Origin of the sequence: Marinobacter sp. 2_MG-2023, assembly GCF_030546935.1 — a bacterium.
In the GTDB taxonomy this organism is placed as follows: Bacteria; Pseudomonadota; Gammaproteobacteria; order Pseudomonadales; family Oleiphilaceae; genus Marinobacter.
This window is the reverse complement of sequence record NZ_JAUOPH010000003.1, coordinates 398,058-419,350: the sequence shown is the minus strand read 5'-3', so window position 1 is coordinate 419,350 and position 21,293 is coordinate 398,058. Positions and strand designations below refer to the sequence as shown.

15 protein-coding genes and 1 pseudogene are annotated in these 21,293 nt (G+C 55.0%); 8 read left to right on the top strand and 8 right to left on the bottom strand.

The window, feature by feature from the left end:
- Position 1 precedes the first annotated feature (1 nt).
- The 5 genes from Q4501_RS09260 to Q4501_RS09240 are packed head-to-tail and all read left to right on the top strand — an operon-like array spanning position 2 to position 9,880.
- The gene (locus Q4501_RS09260; protein ID WP_303595935.1) at positions 2-3,793 is read left to right on the top strand and encodes a hypothetical protein; all 3,792 of its coding nucleotides are present in this window, start codon (positions 2-4) and stop codon (positions 3,791-3,793) included.
- Positions 3,790-7,620, top strand: coding sequence for a hypothetical protein (locus Q4501_RS09255; RefSeq protein ID WP_303595934.1), 3,831 nt, complete (start codon positions 3,790-3,792; stop codon positions 7,618-7,620). The genes Q4501_RS09260 and Q4501_RS09255 overlap by 4 nt, the downstream gene beginning before the upstream one ends.
- 29 nt (positions 7,621-7,649) lie before the next feature.
- Positions 7,650-8,369, top strand: a complete 720-nt coding sequence (locus tag Q4501_RS09250; protein WP_303595933.1) for a sulfite exporter TauE/SafE family protein — start codon at positions 7,650-7,652, stop codon at positions 8,367-8,369.
- Positions 8,370-8,660, top strand: coding sequence for a hypothetical protein (locus Q4501_RS09245; protein WP_303595932.1), 291 nt, complete (start codon positions 8,370-8,372; stop codon positions 8,658-8,660).
- Positions 8,661-8,662: 2 nt separating this feature from the next.
- A complete protein-coding gene (locus Q4501_RS09240; RefSeq protein WP_303595931.1) occupies positions 8,663-9,880 on the top strand; it encodes a hypothetical protein in 1,218 nt (405 codons plus the stop codon).
- A gap of 107 nt (positions 9,881-9,987) precedes the next feature.
- Here the strand turns inward: Q4501_RS09240 and Q4501_RS09235 are convergent, their stop codons facing one another.
- The 5 genes from Q4501_RS09235 to Q4501_RS09215 all read right to left on the bottom strand — a co-directional run bounded on the left by Q4501_RS09235 (position 9,988) and on the right by Q4501_RS09215 (position 15,575).
- Positions 9,988-10,665 carry a glutathione S-transferase family protein gene (locus Q4501_RS09235; RefSeq protein ID WP_303595930.1) on the bottom strand — a complete coding sequence of 226 codons (678 nt, stop codon included), beginning with the start codon at positions 10,663-10,665 and terminating at the stop codon, positions 9,988-9,990.
- Positions 10,666-10,904: 239 nt separating this feature from the next.
- Positions 10,905-12,155, bottom strand: a complete 1,251-nt coding sequence (locus Q4501_RS09230; RefSeq protein ID WP_303595929.1) for an ABC transporter substrate-binding protein — start codon at positions 12,153-12,155, stop codon at positions 10,905-10,907.
- A gap of 350 nt (positions 12,156-12,505) precedes the next feature.
- A complete protein-coding gene (locus Q4501_RS09225; protein ID WP_303595928.1) occupies positions 12,506-13,813 on the bottom strand; it encodes a serine hydrolase in 1,308 nt (435 codons plus the stop codon).
- A gap of 152 nt (positions 13,814-13,965) precedes the next feature.
- Positions 13,966-14,787 carry a class III extradiol ring-cleavage dioxygenase gene (locus Q4501_RS09220; protein WP_303595927.1) on the bottom strand — a complete coding sequence of 274 codons (822 nt, stop codon included), beginning with the start codon at positions 14,785-14,787 and terminating at the stop codon, positions 13,966-13,968.
- A 35-nt stretch (positions 14,788-14,822) separates the two neighbouring features.
- On the bottom strand, positions 14,823-15,575 hold the full coding sequence (locus Q4501_RS09215; RefSeq protein WP_303595926.1) for a siderophore-interacting protein: 753 nt from the start codon (positions 15,573-15,575) through the stop codon (positions 14,823-14,825).
- Positions 15,576-15,743: 168 nt separating this feature from the next.
- On the opposite strand from Q4501_RS09215, the gene Q4501_RS09210 reads away from it, so the two are divergent.
- Complete coding sequence (locus tag Q4501_RS09210; RefSeq protein WP_303595925.1) at positions 15,744-16,628, top strand: LysR family transcriptional regulator; 885 nt, start codon at positions 15,744-15,746, stop codon at positions 16,626-16,628.
- 55 nt (positions 16,629-16,683) lie between these two features.
- On the opposite strand, the gene Q4501_RS09205 is transcribed toward Q4501_RS09210, so the two are convergent.
- Entirely contained in the window at positions 16,684-17,727 is a 1,044-nt protein-coding gene (locus Q4501_RS09205; RefSeq protein ID WP_303595924.1) for a zinc-binding alcohol dehydrogenase family protein, read from the bottom strand.
- Between the two features lie 111 nt (positions 17,728-17,838).
- Between Q4501_RS09205 and Q4501_RS09200 the strand changes: the two genes are divergently transcribed.
- Positions 17,839-18,858 carry a LysR family transcriptional regulator gene (locus Q4501_RS09200; protein WP_303595923.1) on the top strand — a complete coding sequence of 340 codons (1,020 nt, stop codon included), beginning with the start codon at positions 17,839-17,841 and terminating at the stop codon, positions 18,856-18,858.
- Between the two features lie 70 nt (positions 18,859-18,928).
- Here the strand turns inward: Q4501_RS09200 and Q4501_RS18515 are convergent.
- Positions 18,929-19,069, bottom strand: a pseudogene (locus Q4501_RS18515) (DUF4437 domain-containing protein); the annotation flags it as partial.
- A 23-nt stretch (positions 19,070-19,092) separates the two neighbouring features.
- Positions 19,093-19,977, bottom strand: a complete 885-nt coding sequence (locus tag Q4501_RS09195) for a LysR family transcriptional regulator (RefSeq protein WP_303595922.1) — start codon at positions 19,975-19,977, stop codon at positions 19,093-19,095.
- 100 nt (positions 19,978-20,077) lie between these two features.
- On the opposite strand from Q4501_RS09195, the gene Q4501_RS09190 reads away from it, so the two are divergent.
- Positions 20,078-21,250, top strand: a complete 1,173-nt coding sequence (locus Q4501_RS09190) for an MFS transporter (protein WP_303595921.1) — start codon at positions 20,078-20,080, stop codon at positions 21,248-21,250.
- The last annotated feature ends 43 nt before the right edge of the window (positions 21,251-21,293 follow it).

Genomic DNA, 21,293 nt, shown 5'->3' with positions numbered 1-21,293 from the left:
CATGTTTAAACACTTGCTCAAAAAGGAAACTCTCACCAAGGCCGTTTTCGACGAACGCTGGGCATGGCTGGTCAGGGCGAACACAGACTTGGGTTCTGTTACAACCTGGGACCCGAACCTGCGCCGAAGCAAACGAATACTGGTTCCCATTGATGTTCAGGCCTACGTCGCCAATGAGGGCAACCGGGAAACCCTGGTACCCGTGACAGGAGGGCCGGGTGATCCATTGCCGTTTGCCGAAGGCACGTTGCCTGAGGCTGGCATACATCTGCACTGGGCGTTACCCGATGCGTTGCTCAGAGGCGGCGATTCAGCAGCAGGCGGCGAACTTGAAATGACCGAACTTCCCGACCGCTGGGTGGTTATTCGCTCGCTGTTTCCTGTGGGCATCAAACGACCCATGCTCCGGGGCTGGGTGGTGGATTCAAAGAAAGGATCCGTAACACCACTGGACCAATATAGTGGTGAAACCAATAACAATGAGGATAAACCGACCTTCGGCCAACTTGACGGAACTATTGGCGGGTCACCCCTGTGGACAGCGTCCTACCAGGCGAGTGCAGGGCGGTTTGGCTTTCACGATGCCCTGGAGGATCTGCCCAGCCTGAAGAAAGTTGCAAAGGACGGCTTCGAGAAGAACGTGGCTACCTACGTGGTGGCAGGCTGGCATACCGACAGCAACAAGGACCCCCTGGCTGTCGGCAAGGGGGATCTGCTGGATGTATTGTCGGAGCTTGGTTGGCAGCTTGACCCGGAGGCCGAACCGCCCGGAAACGAGCCAGACCTTGCTGTTGCAGAGCGGTTACTCGCCAAGGGCAAGTTAAAGCAACCGGCCGAAACAACACCCACGAAAATCGTTTCCCGCGGCAGAGAAGAATCGTTCACTTACATTGATGTTGTCCCGGACATGGCTCTGCCGGTTTTAAAAGCATCCAAAGTTTTGATTGCTCAGAAACCACCTGAATTTCTGTCGCTCTTTCACGGGATGATCACCGGTGTGCCCGTGGATGCATTGCTACCAGACGCTGATGAGCGGCCCAGAAAGGCGTCGCTATCTGTTTCTGCGGGTTTTGATACCGACGACCTGGTTACAGCTCTCGGTGCTCAAACGTTAGGAGCCAGCTTGTCTCAGCGGCGTGCAGCAGAAATGATAGCGGCAGCTTTTACCAGCGATCTGATTGACAGGATTGGAACCCAGGATGGCCTCAGGGATATTGCCGAACGCGAGCACAATGACACGTTCAGCTCCTTGCCCGGAAAGCCCTTGCCGGCAGCGAAGCTCGACCACCTCAGAGCTGAGGACTCCGCATCGGTACATGCCACCACAGTAGGCCGAAAAGGCCGGGCGAAACTCGGGCCACAAAGCAATGATAAAAACCTGAGCCCGGTGCCAAAATGGCGGGACAAGGTGATCTTCCGGCCAGCAGGCAAAAAATCCAGCGGAAACGCACGCAATATTGAAGAAAAGTCGGCTAAAACTGTGCCAGGGAACCGTCGAACCGTGGAGCGGCCAGCCCCCAGAGTATTTATCCCTCAACCGCCCTCTATTGCCATAAAAGGGGCCCGACCCAGCCTGCGTCACCACTTCGATGGCTTACACGACGATGAAGGCCGTTTGCGGTGCCGTTACCCGAACGAAGCCCAAAAAGGTATCGCAGGCGTCGTTAAAGCCCGCGACCTTGTACCAACTCTCGGGTCGGGTGCCATTCCGCCAGAAGTTTTAACGGTCGTGCGCGAGGCAATGGTGCTGAATCCTTATTGCAGCCGATGGCTGGCCAACGCTGCCGCAGACGAAGAAGCGAATCAGGTTCAGTATCAGCATCGCATCGAAGGTGAAATGCTACGGATGTTTTCCATCGATGGGCGTTACGATGGGAGTGGGGTATACACGCTGTCCGAGAGCGAACTTAGTCCACAGGCACCGGGAGAGGAAAGCTGGCGCTCTGTGTCTTTTTCCCGGACCGCGTTGAAGAAACAGGCCGCGGCCGAACTGAGCCGTGCTTCATACCTCGAAGGCTCCAGCCCGGACCCCTTGGGGGTGACCGCATGGCGGCAGCCCTGGGTCCCCCTATGGCTGGAGTGGCGTGTAGAACTGGAAGGATCGACCCGGATCAGCGATTGGGAGCTTGGCCAACTGGAGATGATTCGTCGTGGCGATTCGGCTGACATCCAGTTGGTAGAGATTTCGGGCCGCAGCCCGGTCAACAGGGGGCTTGGCACAGCACTTCATAGCGGCATTGAACGGTGGATAAAAGCCGAACAGGAACGTGAGGCCACCAATGAGTCACTCACTGTGTCACAGCAAAGTTCACTCGAATCACTGGCGGATTTTCTGGAGCCACTGGATCTCGCTTCAGCTTCGTTAGACGGAATCCGCGAACAGCTTTTAGGGCTTAACTATCGCGGCGGTTTTTTCTCTGCCCCCGAAGCCGACGATCGCCCGGAAGTGGTTGCAGACCCACTGCCGCTGTTTGGTGGCACTCTCAAATTCAGCGCACTGCGGTTGGTGGATGCGTTCGGGCGAGTTCTGGATGTGCCCACCAACAACATCCACACGATTACATCATTAGAAATCAGCGACGAGCCCTCGTCCATGAAGATGTCGGCAAGGATACAAGGCGGGGCGCGCTGGCTGTTTCGCCTGGTTGACTCTGCCTACCTGGGCGAGCCTTTGCTCGCACCGGAAGCCTTTGTTAATCAATTGGAGCCGGATCTGGCGGTCAATCCTGTCGCCGGCTTCCTGCTCAGCGATCACATTGATGAATCGCTGGAGGTGTTTGATATTAAGGGAAATGCTCTCGGCCAGATCAGCCATCATGAACTCACGGGGGCCGTGCGCTGGGAACCTGCACCGGGGCGGCCACTACCGCCGGGCGCTGGCCCCATGGCAGAGCTTCCGCTCAGCGCCACGCCTTTGGGCAAGCTGGCAGCCGGTGTTATCCGGTCAGATGTCCGGCAGCGCGACGGCAAACTTCCTCAATCTGAAAGCTCTTTGACCGCGCTTCTCCGCGCAATCGACACCACTCTCTGGACAGTAGACACCTACAGCACACTTGGATCGGCAACAGTCGCCGGGCTGGTTGGCCGCCCGATTGCCGTGGTGAAGGCAACGTTAAGGCTCGATATTCCTGATGATCTGGATGACGTTCGGGTTGACTCGGAAGAAACCGCGAATGCCAGGCGCGCAGCTTTTGACGCCTTACGGGATGAGTCTTTTCCTGTGCGTTTGGGCGACTTGCAGAGAAGCGACGATTCGTTGCTCGGTTATTTCATCGACGACAATTACGACCATTTTCATCTGGTCGACAAATCCATAGCCGCTCTCGCCCGGGATTCCGGTCGCCGTCGTGGCCAGCTTGGCTTGCTGGGCCAAGTCCACATACCCGATGTTCAACCCCTGGATCACCCCTACTTGTTCAGCGACGACACGCTCTATATCCGACCCGGCCAGTCATATCGACTGACGTTGCTGATGCTTCCAGCGGGCAAGGTAAACCTGACGTCGGGTGTATTGCCCAGAAAATCCCTGGCGCTGAACGATGCGTGGATCAACCAGGGGCTGAAACGTGTTATTCCCTCAGTAAGAGTAGGGCCGGTGCTGGTGGACCCGGAGGAAATCAGACTGCCGAAGGTGAATCTGTTGGGAGATCGACAACAATTCACTAAACGAACGGGGCCGCTGACATGGAGAGATGATCCAATCGTGTCTGCGAGCCAATCCGCCTTGTTACCGCGCATGCCTCATGAATTTCAGGAAGGCTGGATTCGCATAATCGAGGAGGATGAATCATGACCAACGCATCCACCGATCCTCGCATTTCCGCGGAAAAAGCATGGAAGCGCAGGCGAGACAGGAAAGCCAAAAAACAAAAAAATTCAACGGCTCGAGATGCCTTTCTCGAGGGGAGTACAGGTTTTGTAGACCGCCAGGCCCTGTCGGCGTCGTTAAGTGCATTCATGTCACAGGCGGGAATTGGCGAATTTGATGAGCCTGGTCGAGCACCGGGGCCGTCACCGATGGCTGGGCCTGCACCCATGGCGTTTGCCGTTAATAACTCTAATCGCTGGGTCCCCATAGGTCCCTCGGTTGTCAGGCAAGGGCAAGCGAATGGACGCCCCAGAGTATCCGGGCGAGTCCGCGATCTGGCCGTCAGCCCCGATGGCTTGCGGGCCTATGCAGGAGCGGCCAAAGGTGGCGTTTGGTACACTGGCGATGGCGGCGCAACCTGGGAACCGCTTGGTGGCTGGGCCAATGAGCCGAGACGAATGGGTGGCCATACCAGTGCTTTTGCTACCGGCTGTCTGTTGGTGTCATTTGGTGCCGATGCGGTAGCTGATTTTGTGATGGTAGGCACAGGGGAAATTGGTGCGGCCCAGGATTCGGCTGGCTCGGCACCAACCCTTGGTATGGGCATTCTCGCGGCCTGGGGTCCAGCACATACGGCTTTGAATGCTGATCCTTGGGAAACGATAACCGGCATCGACAGGCTGGAAGGTGTTTCTGTTGTTCGTATGGTAAGAGTCCCTGGTGCAGTCGCCGGTTCGGATACAGATCAGGTTATCGCAGCAACATCCGGCGGCTTGTTCCGGGGCACACGATCCATGGTAGGTGCCAATCTGGCCTTCGCATGGATCCCGCTGCAGTTCCCACCCGCACCGGCAGTGCCGCCTGCTCGAGGTGTTGCGATCCAGTTCGTCGACCCCACTGATCTCTGCTACGTAGGCAATCGGCTGTTCGTCTGTTTCAGCCACACAGGCGTTGCCTTCTCCGATGACAACGGCAATAGCTTTTCCTGGGCAACGATGAACTTTCTACCGCCCCCGGCAGTACCTGTGATCAGTCGCCTGCTCGGCCGAATGAGCCTCGCCGTAAACGACGATAACAACCGAATCTACGTGCTGGGCGAGGTGGATACCAACCCTTTCGCCGATAATTCCCCCCTTGTTGCTCACGTCTGGCAGATTGCGAATCCCGGTGCGATTGCGCCCGCGGTGCCCAACGCTACCCCACTCAACAATGTGCCCACCACGGCTGATCTCTGGCCGGGACAGCGGGATTATGACCAAGCCATAGTGGTTACTACCCGGGCATCCGACAGTTCCCCTCCGGCCAGAATCGACCGCGTCTACATCGGTGGATCTCTCATCTGGCTGACAAACTGGAACGCGTCTATCTGGGCCTTTGATGTCAGCGGAAACAATCTGATTCCTTCGCCGGGCGTTTCTGATCAAATCACCAACACATCCGAGGGTCCTGTGGGACCGGGGCTCATTGGCCACACAGTTCACCCTGACGTTCACAGCCTGCGTAAGGCCAACAATCCCGACGGAACGAACCAGATCTGGGTAGGATGCGACGGAGGTGTGTTCGTTTCCCTGCGTAACGGACAAACCAACACATTTGCAGCAAAGAACGTGGGGCTAGCCTCCATCGAGTCGGTATTTTGCGCAAATCACCCGACCTCCAGTCACTTCGCGATGCTGGGCTGCCAGGACAACGGTCGACAGGTGAGGGTAGGCAGCACAGTCTGGGAAATGAAAACGAACATGCAGGGCGATGGCGGTGGTGTCATTTTCCATCCGGTGCAGTCGCATTATGTGATGGGGCAGTTTAACACTGCGGACTGGGCTTGTGATCCTTCCGCAAGCTACGTGCCGCCGTGCATACCCCCGAACCCGCGTGACCCGACTGGCAGTGACGCAGAATTCGCCGCCAGTAATTTCTATTCAGGCATTGCCGCCATTCGTCGTGCGGCGGGAAACCTTGGCCGAATTGCCTTGGGCACCAACCGGGTCTGGATCACGGATAACCTGGGAACCCGCAACCCCAATACCTGGAGAGTTCTGGATGCCAGCGCGGCCGGCGGGTTTGTACAGGCCCGAGATCCACGCACGGGCGGACGGGGGCCCAGCACACCCGCAAACCTGGCCTTTGGCGTGCCGGCCGGCGGGCTTGGGCCAATTGTCACGGTGAAATGGGCAGATGAACGCACGGTTCTTGCACTGTTTAATCAAGGTGTTGTCCGATACCAGGAAAGCTTAGACAATCCCGGGCGCTGGAAGTCGACGATCTTGCTATCGCCGGCTACGCTGGCTCCTGCTGCACCATTGGTCCTGCCGAAAGCAACGTTTTTTACAGATATTGAACCGGTGCCCGGAACGAGCGATTTCTACGTTACGGGAACCGGCCAGACCAGCCAGTGGACACCTGCAATCCCTGCTTCGCCCCCAAATGCCGCCGTGGCTGCGGTTCCACCGGATGTGGCTCAGGACACCTGCTACTATTTTGACAATGCCGCAGGCGGATTTCGCCTGACCGGTCTGGGGCAGGTCCTGCCGCCAGTCCCGCCGTTACTGAACGGTCCCATCGATCCGGCGTATTCGGTTGTTGTCGATCCGGCCAACGCCAACGCCGTGTATGTGGGCACCGCGTCAGCGGTTTGGCGTGCCACCAAAATAGCCGGTAACGCTCACGGCCCATGGCAACTGTTTGTGAATGGTCTGCCAGAATCCACCGTTCAGGACCTGACTGTATGGACTGATCCTGCCGGCGCAGCAGGCTCACCCCGCCTTCTGCGGGCGGCGTTGCAATCCCGTGGCGTATGGGAAGTAAACCTTGCAGCCGATGAACCGAGCCGCACTTATCTGCGGGTACACGCCCGGGACGACCGCCGGATGTTCCCGACACCGATGCAGAATCCCAGGCGGCGGCCAGGCGCAACAGCAGAACCCTTTTTCGCCAGCCCCGACATCTGTATCCGCCCCGAGGCACCGGTTGCAACCCCGCCGTCTTTCCGTGGTTCCATTCTCCGGAACAGCAATCTTCGCTACCAGCTTTGGACATTCCAGACGGCTTTTCGTTGGATTTATCCGAGTGTCATTTCCAATGGCCAATGGAGTGACCAGTTTGGTGATCTGGTAGAGAGACACCGCAGATTGCTAACACTTCCAGCGCCCGGATCCCGGCGAGTAGATGCTGCGTTATGGGCAGCTGTTATGGCCAATGCTCAGGATGAAAATGGCGCTCCCGGCGTTTATCGGGCTCCCTGGCAAAACGCAGCAGTTCCCGATCTTCCAGGTTCTGAAATAGACCTGATGGAGACCGTGGTGCCGCAGCGAGATACCAATAATGTTTGGCGGGTTTTTCGAGAGCGAAGCACTGTGGACGTGTTATTGCATCACCGTGACACAAGGCCGGTCGCGGCTAACGGTGCGTTCGTTGTGCTTTTGTGGCGCTCTGATCCGTCCCAGAACATTTTGTTGGCAACCGATTGCACCGATCTCATCCCCTTCGCCAGGAGCCTTACCGGCGGCGCGCCACAGCCAATACCAGCGGGATGGAATGTGCCGCTTGCCGCTGACGGCATGCCTCTGCACAGATTGCAGGTTCCACTGGCTGCGCGTATGCCACGTGCTGTCTCTATCAACATTGACCTCTCAGCAGTGCCCACCGGGCACCGCGTTCTGCTTATAGCGATCGCCGGATCAACAGCAGATCCGTTTTCGGCAGTTCCCGCTGGCGCACTGGAGCGAGTGGAAAACCTGGTTCGGCATTGGCCGCACGCAGCAGCTCGGGTCATCAGTGTCTGGCGCAGGCCCGGAACCCAACTCTTTCCCTGAGTTTTTCTATTTAAAGAAGGAAGCCACCCATGGAATTTGATGCACTGACTATAGTTATCCTGGCGCTGGTTATTCCGGCCTCATTTTTGCTCTCGGCCGCCGCCGGGCTTGGCGGATCACTGGTTCTTGTGCCAGGCCTGATGCTCGCCATCGGAACCCGTGAGGGGATTGCTGTGGCTGCGTTGCTTCTGGCGTGTAACAACATAGCCAAGGTGATCGTTTACAGAAACACACTACCCTGGGCCTCGTCTGCATTGATTGTGGTTGCCGTTATGGTTGGGAGTGCGTTGGGCGCAATCCTGATGCTGCAAATGCCAGAGGTGTGGGTTCGCTATGCGGTCGCAACCATGCTGTTGCTTACACTTGCCGGGGACTTCTTTGTCCAAGGGCCTGTTCGCAAAGCGTGGGCGGTTTTCCTGGCCTTTCTTTCCGGCAGTACCTCCGGTTTCTCGGGTACATCCGGCCCCTTGAAAGGCGTTGCTCTCCGGAGCCTCCAGCTGGAGCGTTTTTACTTCGTTGGGGCGGCGTCGCTGGTCTCAATGGTGGGCGACCTGACAAAAGCTCTGGTATTCAGTCAATCCGGCCTGATTTCCACGAGCCATCTTTTACTGGCTGGCGCATTGGTCCCGGTTATGGCCGGTTGTACCTTACTCGGCCGGAAAATCAATCGCGACATCGGGGAAAAGTGGTACAGCATACTGTTCTGGACCGTAATGAGCGGGTATCTGACTCGTTTAATGGTGGCGTAAATGGCGGACAAAAAGCAGCAAGGCACTGAAAAAGCTCACACCACCAGCCCACAGGAACCCGAGTGCCAGCATGAGAAATGGCATCACGCAGATAAGCACGAGGTCTGCAAACCAGATTTTGATGAAAAAGATTCAAACATCTCACCAAACCGCAAAGCAGCGGGACCGAACCTGAGAACTCTTAACCGGTCAGCGGATCCAGAGAGCAACACATCCGAGCAGGCCCCTGAAAAGGCCAGGCCGCCTGAAGCAAAGATCAAGAATGAGCCACCTCCCGAGCCCGGGCGCTGATCATGACAACCATTGTCGACAACTTTGAACTCGACCTATCAGCAACTGGCGGCCAGGCCGGAACCATCACAGAGCCCAGCTTGGCAAGTTCGGGGAAACGGATAATCGTGACCGGAAACTGGTTTTGCTCACGCTCAACAACAGGAGGGAAAACGTGGAAGTTCATCGACCCATACACAGAGCTGCCCCCGGTGGATGCCGGTTTTTGCTGCGATCAACTTATCCACTACTGCAAATCGCGCCGCCTCTGGATATGGTTGTTGCAGTTTTCCGCAAACAGCAACGGCAACATAATTCGTGTGGCCGTCAGTTCGTCCGGCAAGCCGGGCACCTGGACGTGGTGGGACACTCGCCCTCAGGACATAGAGGAAAACTGGGATCACGTATGGCTGGATTATCCGGACATGGCAGAAACAGATGCCAACCTTCTGCTCTCATTCAACGTGTATTCAACAACCTCGAATCGCTGGCAAAAAGCCGTCGTTTTGAGGCTGCCGCTCGACCAGCTCAACGCCCGCGAAAAACTCACTCGTGAAGCCTGGTCAACGACCGGGTTCGGATCTCTACGCTTTGCTCGAGGTGAGGGCAGTACGGCCATTTTTGCAAGCCTGAGCACCAGCCGACCGTCGCTTGAAATATTCCGCTGGCCCGACTCTGAAAGTGATGTTTCGCAGGTTTCAGTGCCGGTTACGCCTTGGAGTAATGGGCCATACACCTCCAGTACCGACGCTACCAGCGCATGGATGAACCGATTGGACGACAGGATAACTGGCGGCTGGAGTTCCGATGGCGTTCTCGGATTTGCCTGGACAACCTCTGCCGACGCTCTGCATCCGTTTCCCTATGTTCGAGTAGCGCGCGTTGATGGAACAACAAACGAACGCATCGATGAGCCGGACTTGTGGAACTCTGACCGCGCATGGGCTTACCCGGCAATCAGTCCAAACCAAAGAGGTGACGTAGGCATAGTGGCATTTTGCGGAGCAGGGGGGCGGCACCCCACTTTAGGTGTGGGACGTCTCGATCCGTCGACAGGACTTTGGAACATGACGCTGGGTGCCGCTTCAACCCACCCACCTGCAGCCCGAGCCTGGGGTGACTATCTTGATATACAAGCTGATCCCAGGCGCACAACGTATTGGATGGCATCGGGGTTTACTCTCAGAGGGGGTGGCGAAAGGGGCAACATCTTGCCTCGGGTTTTAATTTTCAAGCCTTAACTTTGGCTTGGAGGCCGTCAGGGAGAATTGAAGGTGGCTATTGCCTCTAACCGGGGCTGAAACATGCGGGCGCAGCCTGCGGTGACATTTGCAGGCTGCGCAATAACTCAAGCTTTCGGGTAGTTCTGTGGAAACAGTTCACGCCTTGCAGCTTCGTCACGTTCCGTCTTGAAGTCGAGGTCCTTACCCACCTCACGTGCTCGCGCAGCGGCAGGACGGCTGTTAATGCTGTCAAACCAACGCTTCAGGTTCGGGTAGTTTGCCATCCCGTCCTCACCCAGAATGAAGGGCCCCTTGTCGATCCATCCCCAAGCGGAGATATCCGCAATGCTGAAGCTCTCGCCAACCAGGTAATCGCGGTTTTCCAGGTGTTTATCCAGCACCTCATAATGACGCTGGGTTTCCCGCTCGTAGCGATTGATGGCATATGGAAGTTTTTCTGGCGCCATATGTTTGAAATGAACTGCCTGACCCGAATAGGGGCCGACGCCACTTGAAATGAACATCATCCATGACAGAATTTCGGCGCGATCCTCAGGGGCACCACCCAATTTTCCGGACTTCTCGGCGAGATAGAGCAAAATGGCGGTGGAATCGAAAACGCGAACGCCGTTGTCGTCAATGGCGGGTACTTTGCCGTTAGGGTTGATACTGCGAAATGCGGGTAAATGCTGCTCGCCTTTCAAGGTGTCGACCGGTACCAATTCATAGGGCAGGGCCGTTTCTTCCAGGTAGAGGGCAACTTTCAAAGGGTTGGGCGTGGGGTGAAAAAATAATTTAATCATAGGTCGCTCCATTGATTTTGAGTGATCATTCAAGCATTTCTTGAGCGGTCATTCAAGTTTATTGATTTTTTTTGTGGAGCAACAGTGCTGCCCGAGCCAAAACCGTTCGGTTTACCGGATTGGAGTCGTATCAGAAGTTAGAAACGGGGCTGGGTTTTATCGATTTCAGAACATGGGAAGGCGAAATTAGGGCAAGTAGCAACGAGTCTACTCGCCCCGATGTAAGCGTTAAGAAGATATTACAAATGTGGCGGCTTGTTCGCACCCGTGCGTTCTGCCTGCCATTCAGTCAGGGTCTGTGCGGCTTTATCGCCTTCAAGTGATCCTATCACTTCAAAAAAATCGCTACGCAGAGGATCGTTTACAACCTGATCCCTTTTTTTACCACGGACAACATAAACCGTTTGCAGATTCTGATGGTCAAAGGCACGCCATTGCTGAGTGTCTTTCAGTAGGGTGAATTCGTGACCCTCGAGCGCTTTTATAAGATCCTGCGTGTTTGTAGTGCCGGCACGCTCGACGGCGTCTTTGTATTGATAGACGATGCCATAGGCAGTGGCTGCTGTAGAGGTTGGCCTTACGCCGTATTTCTCAGTAAACGCCTCCGCAAATTCCTGACCACGGACAAATCCAAGTTGATAGGGGATCATCCACTCCCATGGCGTGGTGGATATAACGTCTTCCATAATGGTTGCGCCTGCATTCTGGGCGATTCCCAGAGTAATATTGGGCAATACGATTTTCATCTTGTCTTTCAGGCCCATCTCATAGGCAACCTTGAGCGCTCTGACCAGATCATCACCGTATAAAACAAGAATGAGCACATCAGCTCCACTTGCGTCAGCTTCCGTAAGAGCTTTTTTGAAATCCTTGATAAATGCTCGTGGGAACGGGGTCAGAGCATGGGGATGGGTCTCTGTGTCAGAGGTGTTCGTAAACTTGCGGATGGAGGCTTCCGATGACCAGCCCCAGGTGTAGTCGGCGGTAACGTAGAAATACTTTGCGTCATCAAATGTAGAGGTGAGATAACTGCCAAGTGCGTTTGCTGTCATCCAGGCATTAGGGTACTCACGAAACATATGGTCGTGTCCCTCGCTACCAGTTGTGGCATTCGCGGAGGTTGTTGTACCAAAATAGAGGCGGCCCAGTTTTTTTGCGACTTTTCCAGAGGCAATCGTCACAGCGCTGGAAGCACCACCAAAAATCATGTCCGCTTTTTCTTGCTTGATGAGCTCTTCAGTATTGGTGACGCCACGCTCGGGCGACCCGGCTGTATTACGAATAACCAGCTCGACGTTCTTACCAAGAATACCGCCGGCGTTGTTTATTTCTTCTACAGCCAGAAATGCAGCGAGTCTTTGTTGCAGGCCCAAATCTTTGTAACGACCAGACTCCGGATAGTTAAACCCAAGCTTGATGGTATCTGCCAAAACAGGGAAGCTGCACAGAAAAATCAGGAACCCTGCAAACACGGTTGCTTTTTTGTTCATTGATTATAGACCTCGTCATTATATGACTATTATTTTTGGACCGGAGACTATATAACCAAATCATGACAAAAATCAGGTTTCCAAAGTTACAAAGGGCGCGGTTAACGTTACCGAGTGTAGTCGCGCAAGTGCTTAGAACTGGCAAAAGAGCCTTAGCAGAGCTCTCTGGAGAGCTCTCTGGAGAGTTCTCTGGAGAGTTCTCTGGGTTGTTGAGACGTACGCCCAAAAGACACACAGGATTAACAGCTATAAAATACACCATTTAACATAATATACATTATGCGCAGTACGGTATGCTGGTTTGTTAAAATGGCGACTTATGGACGACCATAGAAAACGCTAAAGAAAAATTACCGCCCCAACAACAGGTACTCGGCCACTGCCTGGTAAGCTGGCAAGGAAATCGGATCTATCTTTCCGTTCTTCGCTGTTGGATAGGAAGCAAACCGGACGATTACCATGTCTGCCTTCGGATCGACATAGATCGTCTGCCCATGGACGCCTCGGGCCGCATACGAATCGTGCTCGTTGTGAAGCAGCCACCACATGCTGTGATAGCTTCCGCCTTCCAGGGTCGTGTAGCCGGCCTTTGCAAAATCGTTCTTACTGCCACCCTTACGAATGTTGGCAACCACCTTTGATGGAAACAGTCGCTGGCCGTTAATTTCGCCTTCGTTTAGCATCAGCAAGCCTATGCGCCCCAGATCTCGCAAGCCTGCACTCAGACCGCCGCCGGCAAACGGTGTGCCCTTGCCGTCTACCGTAATGTAGGCATCCTGCTCGGCCCCCATCCGACGCCATATGCGCTCTGACAGCAGCTCGGTGACTTCCAAACCGGATACACGGGAGATTATCCAGCCAAGGGCGTCTGTGTTGATCGTTTTATAATGGAACGCATCACCATGATCGCCTTCGGGTTTAACAGTTTGAAGGTATTCGAAGTAACCATCGGGCCCCTCATAGCCAGTAGGCTTTGGAAACGGGCTGGCTGCTCTGGAATATATCCAGATGTCGGCGTCGGGATCGGAGTAGTCTTCGCTATAGGCAAGCCCGGTGGTCATATCCATCACCTGCCGGACGGTTGCGGACCCGAATGCACTATCGGCAAGCTCTGGAACGATGGAGGAAACCAGTGCATTTTCGTCCAGCTTTCCTTCTGCCATGAGTATTTCCGCAAGCAGGCCCGCCATCGACTTGGTCATCGACATAGCTCCGTGCTTGCCGGTCTCGTCGAGGCAGCCGAAGTACCGCTCGTAGACAATCTTTCCTTCATGAATGATGAGCATGCCGTCGGTATAGTTTGCTGCCAGCGATTCTTCCCACGTCATCGTTTCGCTGCTGCCCATAGGTGTAAACGTCAGCGCATCGATTGCAGCCTCATTGAGGTTGTACTCAAGGAGAACCGGTGCGCCAATTCCACGGCTAACCTGCTCCGTCGGCAAAAGTTCGCGAAAATGGCAAACGGTCCAACGGAGCTTCGGAAAACTGAAGAAATTGGAGTCTGGCTGCGTTACCAGTTTGTCTGGTGGCGGTGGAAAACCTTGCATCAAACCCAGTTTTTTCGGATCCGATGCCGCCGCGTCCAGAGTGTCGTTTTTGGCGGCCACACCAACAGAGATAAACAGAAGCAGTGAGAAACCAAGCTGCAATATGTGCATTGGCCAGGACACTCCTAGGAAAATTCCGCGATGGTTTGAATTGAGTGTAGCAGCCTCCAATGGCCTGCCCCGTATTAGGTCCACCCCGAGTTGGAAAAATCCGCTTCTTGAGCTGGACGACAAATTAAGTGCTGCCTGGACGACAGTTCGCTTCACCCAAACCGAAAGGCTGAGAGTTGTGTTTCCATAACTCGTTCTGAGTAAACTTGGATCCCAAGGTCTTCATTAGCGGCACCAGCAACAACCATCAACGGAATCAGATGCTCTTCCTCTCCGCTGGGATGACACTCCAATGCATGAGGAGCAAGCGTCCAATCTTGTAAATGCTGAAACTTCTTATCCGGACCTGATTGGATCGTTTCTTTCAACCAGGCATCGAACTGCTCGGAGGCTGTGGTAAAGCGGTCATCTCCGTATCCGGACATGTTGTGGAAACTCATTCCGCTACCGATGATCAATACACCTTCTTTGCGGAGCGGGGACAACGCCTTGCCGGCCTCCAGGTGCGCAGCCGGAGAAAGCCCATGCCTGAGTGAAAGCTGTACAACAGGAATATCTGCCTTGGGGAACATCACCTTCAGTGGAATGAACATTCCGTGGTCAAACCCTCGCTCCGCTTCCTGATGAACCTCCAGGCCGACATCATGCAGTAGATCACTCACACGCTGAGCCAATGCAGGCGAGCCTTTAGCAGGGTATTTCAACTGGTAGGTGTGCTCCGGAAACCCGTAATAGTCATAGATCAAGCCCGGTTGCTCCGCTGCCGTTACGCTGAACTTCGGTGCCTGCCAATGAGCCGAAATCAGGACAATCGCTGTCGGCCGTTGCGGGAGAGAAGTCTCAATGCTGCGAAGAAAATTTTCCATGCCATGCCAAGTGCCGACGGGATTCCAGTCCATAAAGAAGCAAGGGCCCGCTCCATGCGGGATAAAAAACACGGGTTGAACGCTCTTGGCACTTTTACATCCCGACACGGGTTATCCTCTTTGAATCTTGATAACGCATTTGACTAACGTGAAGCTGCAGAGTCCTGGCTATCACTTTGTTTTGCTTTCTTATGCCCATCTTCCGTCTGGCCGATCTTCCAATAGCTGGACACATAGAATTGGGCTTTCGGCACATCAAAAACCTGGCGAAAATACTGCCTTAAGGCACGCATAGAGCCGAATTCACAGGCTGCCCATACCGAAGGTGTGCCCGGCATAACAGCCAAAGACTGCACTTTCTCCAATAGAGGGCGCCCCTCAGGGCATGGTTTTGGGTTGATGACCCAGTGGGTTTCCAGTCCAGGCGGGTGCTTCAAGGTCTGAATGTCGCCCTCCTCGCGAACTTCGATCACCGCATAACCGCGAGCATCCGCGGGGAGTTGTTCCAGATTGACGCTAAGGGCCGGAAGGGCGGTCATGTCAGCTGCCAGCAGGAACCAGTCGCCGTCTTGACTGACAAGCTTCCGCGCCCCGGGGCCTGCCACAAGAATCCTGTCTCCGGGCTCAGCTACACTGGCCCAGGCAGACGCCGGACCATGGTCCTCGTGTATGACAAAATCGACGTCGATTTCTTCGGAGCGCTGATCGCGGATAGTGTAGGTTCGCATCAAGGGGCGAGCGTCACCGCCTTGAGGAAACAGCAGTTTGATATAGGCACTCTCCTGCCCTTGTGGAAAATCTTCCAGCCCATTGCCGCCGAGGGTGATTCGGAGCATGTTTTTCGTCACCCACGAACGCCTTTTTACTTCGAGCTCTCTCGCTTGGGGTTTAGCCAAAACGTCACTCCTGATTTATCTAGGGGGTATCAATAATTAAGGAAAAGAGTGCCTGTGTAGTTTCCAGCCCCTGCACTATAGCCAACGCATCTGTGTGTTAGAACCGGCTATAATCACTGGAGAGCTTTAACTGAGAGTAGGAAGTAAACATTGGACCGGTATACCAGTATGCGTGTTTTTGTCCAGGCGGCCTCTCGCGGCAGTTTGTCAGCTGCGGGACGGACGCTAGGAATATCTCCGGCTATGGCGACCAAACATGTCGATGCCCTTGAAGCGAGATTTGGAGTCAAGCTGCTCCATCGGACAACCAGAGGGCTGTCCCTGACCGATCCTGGCAGAGAATATCTGGAAGGATGCCAGCGTATTCTTCAGGATCTGGACGAAGTGGAATCTGACATCTCCGCCCAGCGGCAAGAAGCAAAGGGGCGTTTGCGGGTTAATGTTCCGCTCTCCTTCGGGCTTCGGTTCATTGCTCCACTGATCCCCGGGTTTACCGAGCGCTACCCGATGGTGGACGTTGAACTGGGGCTGAGTGATTCACGGCACAATCTATTTGACGGCAGCTGGGACCTGATTTTCCGCGTGGGCTATCTGGCGGACAGCGATCTCAGAGCGCGGCGCCTGGGAGATAGCCCCATGAAAGTCTGTGCCTCGCCGGATTACCTCGCCAAGCACGGCACACCTCAACGCGTGTCTGATTTATCCAGCCACAACTGCCTGAGTTACACCCTGTCTCCGTTCCAGAGCAAGGGTTTTTGGGCGTTTGGCCACCATGGCGATATAGAGGTTCCAGTAAAGGGCAACCTCAGAGCCGACAATGGCGATGCCTTGATGGCGGCCGCCATTCGGGGCCAGGGCATTATCTATCAACCCGAGTTCATCGTGGCAGATGCCCTGGTCAACGGCGAACTGATATCCCTGAGCCTGGACCACCCACCTCTGGAGCCAGGCGGGCTATACGTGCTGTTCTCGCCTGATCGGCGGCTACCCCTTAAAGTCCGGGCAATGATTGATTACCTGGTTGAGGTGTTTTCGGCCGAAATCCAGGAGTGACCAGCGTGACCAGTAAGGATGGCGTTAGCCATCCTTACTGGGAATTTCAAAGGCTTCACTTCTCAAAACCTTCCAAAACAATTTTGCCAACCGCTTTGCCGGCTTCCAGCTCGGTGTGTGCAGCACGCAGGTTTTCGGCGTTAATCAGACCAAGGTTTTTTCCGGCCGTGCTTCGAATAACCCCCAGATCCACGAGACTCGCTACCGTCTCAAGAAGGTTGTGCTGCACCTGTATGTCATCGGCGCCGTGCATAGAACGCGCAAACATAAACTCAATATGCAGTGACAGGCTTTTGGGTTTGATTTTCATCACATCCAGCACAGCAGGATCGTCAATCATGGCGATCTTGCCAAATGGCTGGAGCAGAGCCACGTAATCATCGAAATACTGATCGGTGGCATTCAGGCTGGCGACATGTGTGATCGGGGCAATTTTGCCCTCTGACACCAATTGTTCAACCTGCGGCTGCAGTGATTCCCGGTGGTTTACAACGAAGTCGGCCCCCAATGATTCGACCCATTCGCGGGACTCTGGGCGGGAGGCTGTTGCCACAACGGTGGCACCCGTCAAGTTCTTCGCCAGCTGGATCAGAATGGAACCAACGCCGCCCGCAGCGCCAGTCACAAGGATCACCTGCTCACTCGGATGCACATTTCCCGGCTGCTGCTGTTCAAGCCCGAGATGGTCAAACAGCATTTCCCAAGCCGTGATGGTAGTCAGGGGCAGTGCTGCGGCTTCCGCATCACTCAGGCTGGCGGGTTTGCGACCAACAATGCGCTCGTCAACGATCTGGTATTCCGCATTGCTGCCCTGCCTGGTTACATCGCCTGCGTAGTACACCTGATCGCCGGGCTTGAACAATGAGGCGCCCTCACCTGTCGCTACAACTTCTCCGACAGCGTCCCAGCCCAGAACCTTGAACTGGCCCGGCTCCGCGGCTGCTCGCTGACGTACCTTAAAATCAACCGGATTGACGCCAATCGCCCGAATCCGGACCAACAGGTCCCTTCCGTTTGCAATTGGTTTTGGTATTTCAACATCCTGAAGGGATTTTGGATCGTTAATGGGTAAGGATTCAGTGTATCCAACTGCTTTCATGTTGTTCTCCACAGTGAGCCGGTCGTGTTTGATCATGGCCAGCAGTGTGATCTCTCTTTACACTATGAAAAACAGGCCAATCCCATAAACATAATCAAATAATTTTTGAAAATGACCTTTGACGATCTGAACGTTGTACTTAAAGTGGCCGAATTCCGGAACATTACCGCTGCTGCCACCAGCCTCGATATGCGAGCCGCGACCGCCAGTGCCGCCGTCAAGCGCGTGGAACAGGAATTGGGGATTGAGCTGTTTATCCGTTCTACCCGCAAACTGCGACTCTCGGCAGCCGGCGAAAAGTATCTGCCTCAATGCCAACAGGCATTGGGATTACTGAGCAAAGCCAGGCAGTCCATTCATTCAGGCAGCGAAACAGTGGCAGGAGAAATTCGGCTATCCGTCTCCTCCGACCTGGGAAGGAACCGGGTAGTGCCCTGGATTGACCAGCTTATGGCTTCGCATCACGGGCTAAGTTTACGCGTCCAGATTACCGACAGTAATGTGGACTTTTTCCGGGATTCGGTCGATATGGCCCTCCGCTATGGGCCACCGGACGATTCCAACCTGTATGGGTTCAAAATCTGCGATGTTCCCCGTCTTCTCTGCGCCACACCTGAGTACCTGAGCGAACACGGTACGCCAGAACACCCCCACGACCTGGCAGTTCACAACGGACTTTTCTATCAGCTGCAGGATATTCCCTACGATTTGTGGACCTTTAAACGGGACAGTGAAGAGTTCCGGGTAAAAATGAAAGGCAACCGGGCATCGAACGACGGCGACCTGGTTAGACGCTGGTGCGTGGCCGGACACGGCATAGCCGTGAAATCCTGTCTCGACATGTCGGACGACCTGTTGGCCGGCCGAGTAATCAATGTCATGCCAGAGTATACGCCACCGGTTTCGGAGTTATGGTTGATTTGCCCAACACGACAATCCATCACGCCAGCAGTGCGATTGTTGAGGGATTCTCTTAAACAGTATTGCCATGGCATCATGAAAAAAATGAACGAGAAAGGGATCCTATGTCAACAACAAAAACAAGTGTATCACCGGCAAGTTTCCGCGCTTTCAGATTTCTGTCTGGCAACACCGCATCCCTCAGAGCCAGATCGAAACTGCCCTGAATGAGGTCCAGCTCCATATCAGACAATCGCAGAGTGCCAGACACACGCTCATTGCCAAACCCCATCGCGGCCATCGCCGCGGTCGGGTCATCGTTGCGCATCCTTCCTTCGATAACCACTCCGCGATCAGTGATGTTGTGAATGTGGGGTGGCGACTCGACGCTCTGCTTGAATCGAACGAGCTGAGGCTGCGCGAGAACATTTAAGGGCTCCAAGAATCTGTGAAAAAGTGTGCTTCTCAAAGATTCGTCCAACGCTGGGCAAAGAAGTCCAGAAACACCTGAATACGCGCCGACAACGTCGTATTCCGGTAATAAACCGCATTGACCAACTCCCGGGGATTCGGCCGGACTACGTAGCCATCCAGCAGCTCCACCAGGTCTCCTTTTTCGAGGTCATTGGCGATCATAAAGCTGGACAGGTAGGCAACTCCGTTGCCCTGTAGGCAAAGCTGGCGCACCGCTTCGCCGCTGCTCGCTCGAATGGTCGGTCTCATCCTCATTCCCTCTCCCAGGTGCCAGATATTCAACGACTCCGGGGCGGTAAAACCAATAATGTCGTGTTCCTGGAGGTCGGCAGGCGCGGCACACCCACCTCGACGTTCCAGATACTCCGGTGATGCAACCACTGACAGCGGAGAACGACCGAGTACCCGGGCGTGGAGGGTGGAGTCATCCAGTGCGCCGATCCGAATGGCGATGTCGATTCGACGTTCCAGGAGGTCAACGATCGTGTCGCTCGCCGTCAGTTCGAGCTCGAGGTCCGGATAAACGTTCCTGAATTCCCGAACGTGCGGAACGATCTGATGCAACAGAAACGGGTTTGCGGCGTCTACCCTCAAACGCCCGGCCGGCCGTTGCTTGCGAATGGCGAGTTGCTCCTCCGCCTCTTCCAGTGCGGCCAAACCACCTCGCACCTTCTCCACAAACAGGCGCCCTTCCTCTGTCAGCCCTACTTTTCGGGTGGTTCGATTCAGAAGCGTGGTGTTAAGGGACTGCTCTAAGCGGGTAACCGCGCGGGAGACCCGGGTTACGGATACCTCCAGTTGCTCCGCTGCGCCACTGAAGCTGCCACTGTCCACCACCGCGAGCAGGAAGTGGAGATCGTCCGAACGACTTTTCATTTTCATTATCCGCAAAAGTAATTATCAAAAAGCACTGTTTATCGCAAAAGTATGGAAGACCACACTAGGCAACGTCAATCAACTCCAATGGAGAACCGTTATGCCTATTGCACTATTCGCACTGACGTTAAGTGCTTTTGCAATTGGAACCACCGAATTCGTGATCGTCGGACTGGTTCCAACTATTGCCCAGGATCTGGGCGTTACGCTTCCTTCGGCTGGCCTCCTGGTCAGCTTGTATGCTCTGGGGGTCGCCGTTGGCGCCCCTGTACTTACCGCATTAACGGGTCGCTGGAATCGTAAATGGGTGCTGCTGTCGCTGATGAGTCTGTTCATCATTGGCAATGTGCTTGCCTGGATGGCCCCAAATTACGCTTCGCTGATGACTGCTCGAATCCTCACCGGGCTCGCTCACGGTGTGTTCTTCTCGATCGGTTCAACGATTGCCACCAGCCTGGTTTCGAAAGACAAAGAGGCCAGCGCCATCGCGATCATGTTCACCGGCCTCACGGTTGCACTGGTGACGGGCGTGCCACTGGGAACGTTTATCGGACAAACCTTCGGCTGGCGCGCTACGTTCCTGACCGTCGCTGCCCTGGGTACCATTGCACTGATTGGCAGCGCGCTGCTGGTGCCGAAAAATCTGAAGAAATCAACGCCTGCAACGCTTCGCCAACAGCTTGAAGTTATCACCCATCCACGACTGCTCCTGGTGTACGCCATGACCGCCGTCGGCTATGGCGGCACCTTCACGGCCTTCACTTATCTGACACCCATTCTGGAGGATGTCAGCGGATTTGCGCCTGGAATGGTCAGTCTGCTGCTTCTGGTATATGGCATTTCCGTAGCCACTGGCAATATCTGGGGCGGCAAACTGGCTGACCGCCTTGGGCCGACCTCGGCGCTGTACATCATTTTCAGTGGCCTGGCCGCCATCCTCTTTGTGCTCACCTTCACGGCCTACAATCCAGTTGCAGCAGTCATCACCCTGCTTGTTTGGGGCGCCTTTGCCTTCGGCAACGTACCTGGCCTGCAGGTCTACGTAGTTCAACTGGCAGAGCGCTATACGCCCCATTCTGTTGACGTTGCATCCGGATTGAACATCGCTGCATTCAACATCGGCATTGCCGGCGGCGCCTGGCTCGGTGGGCACGTGGTCGAGGATATGGGGCTGATGAACACGCCCTGGATTGGTGGGGTTATTGTACTGAGCGCCCTGCTCCTGACCCGGATTTCTTCAACACTGGATAACCGCGAACCGGCTACGGCCTGAACCATCAGAGGCCTCCCGGAAGGGAGGCCCATTGAGGTGTACG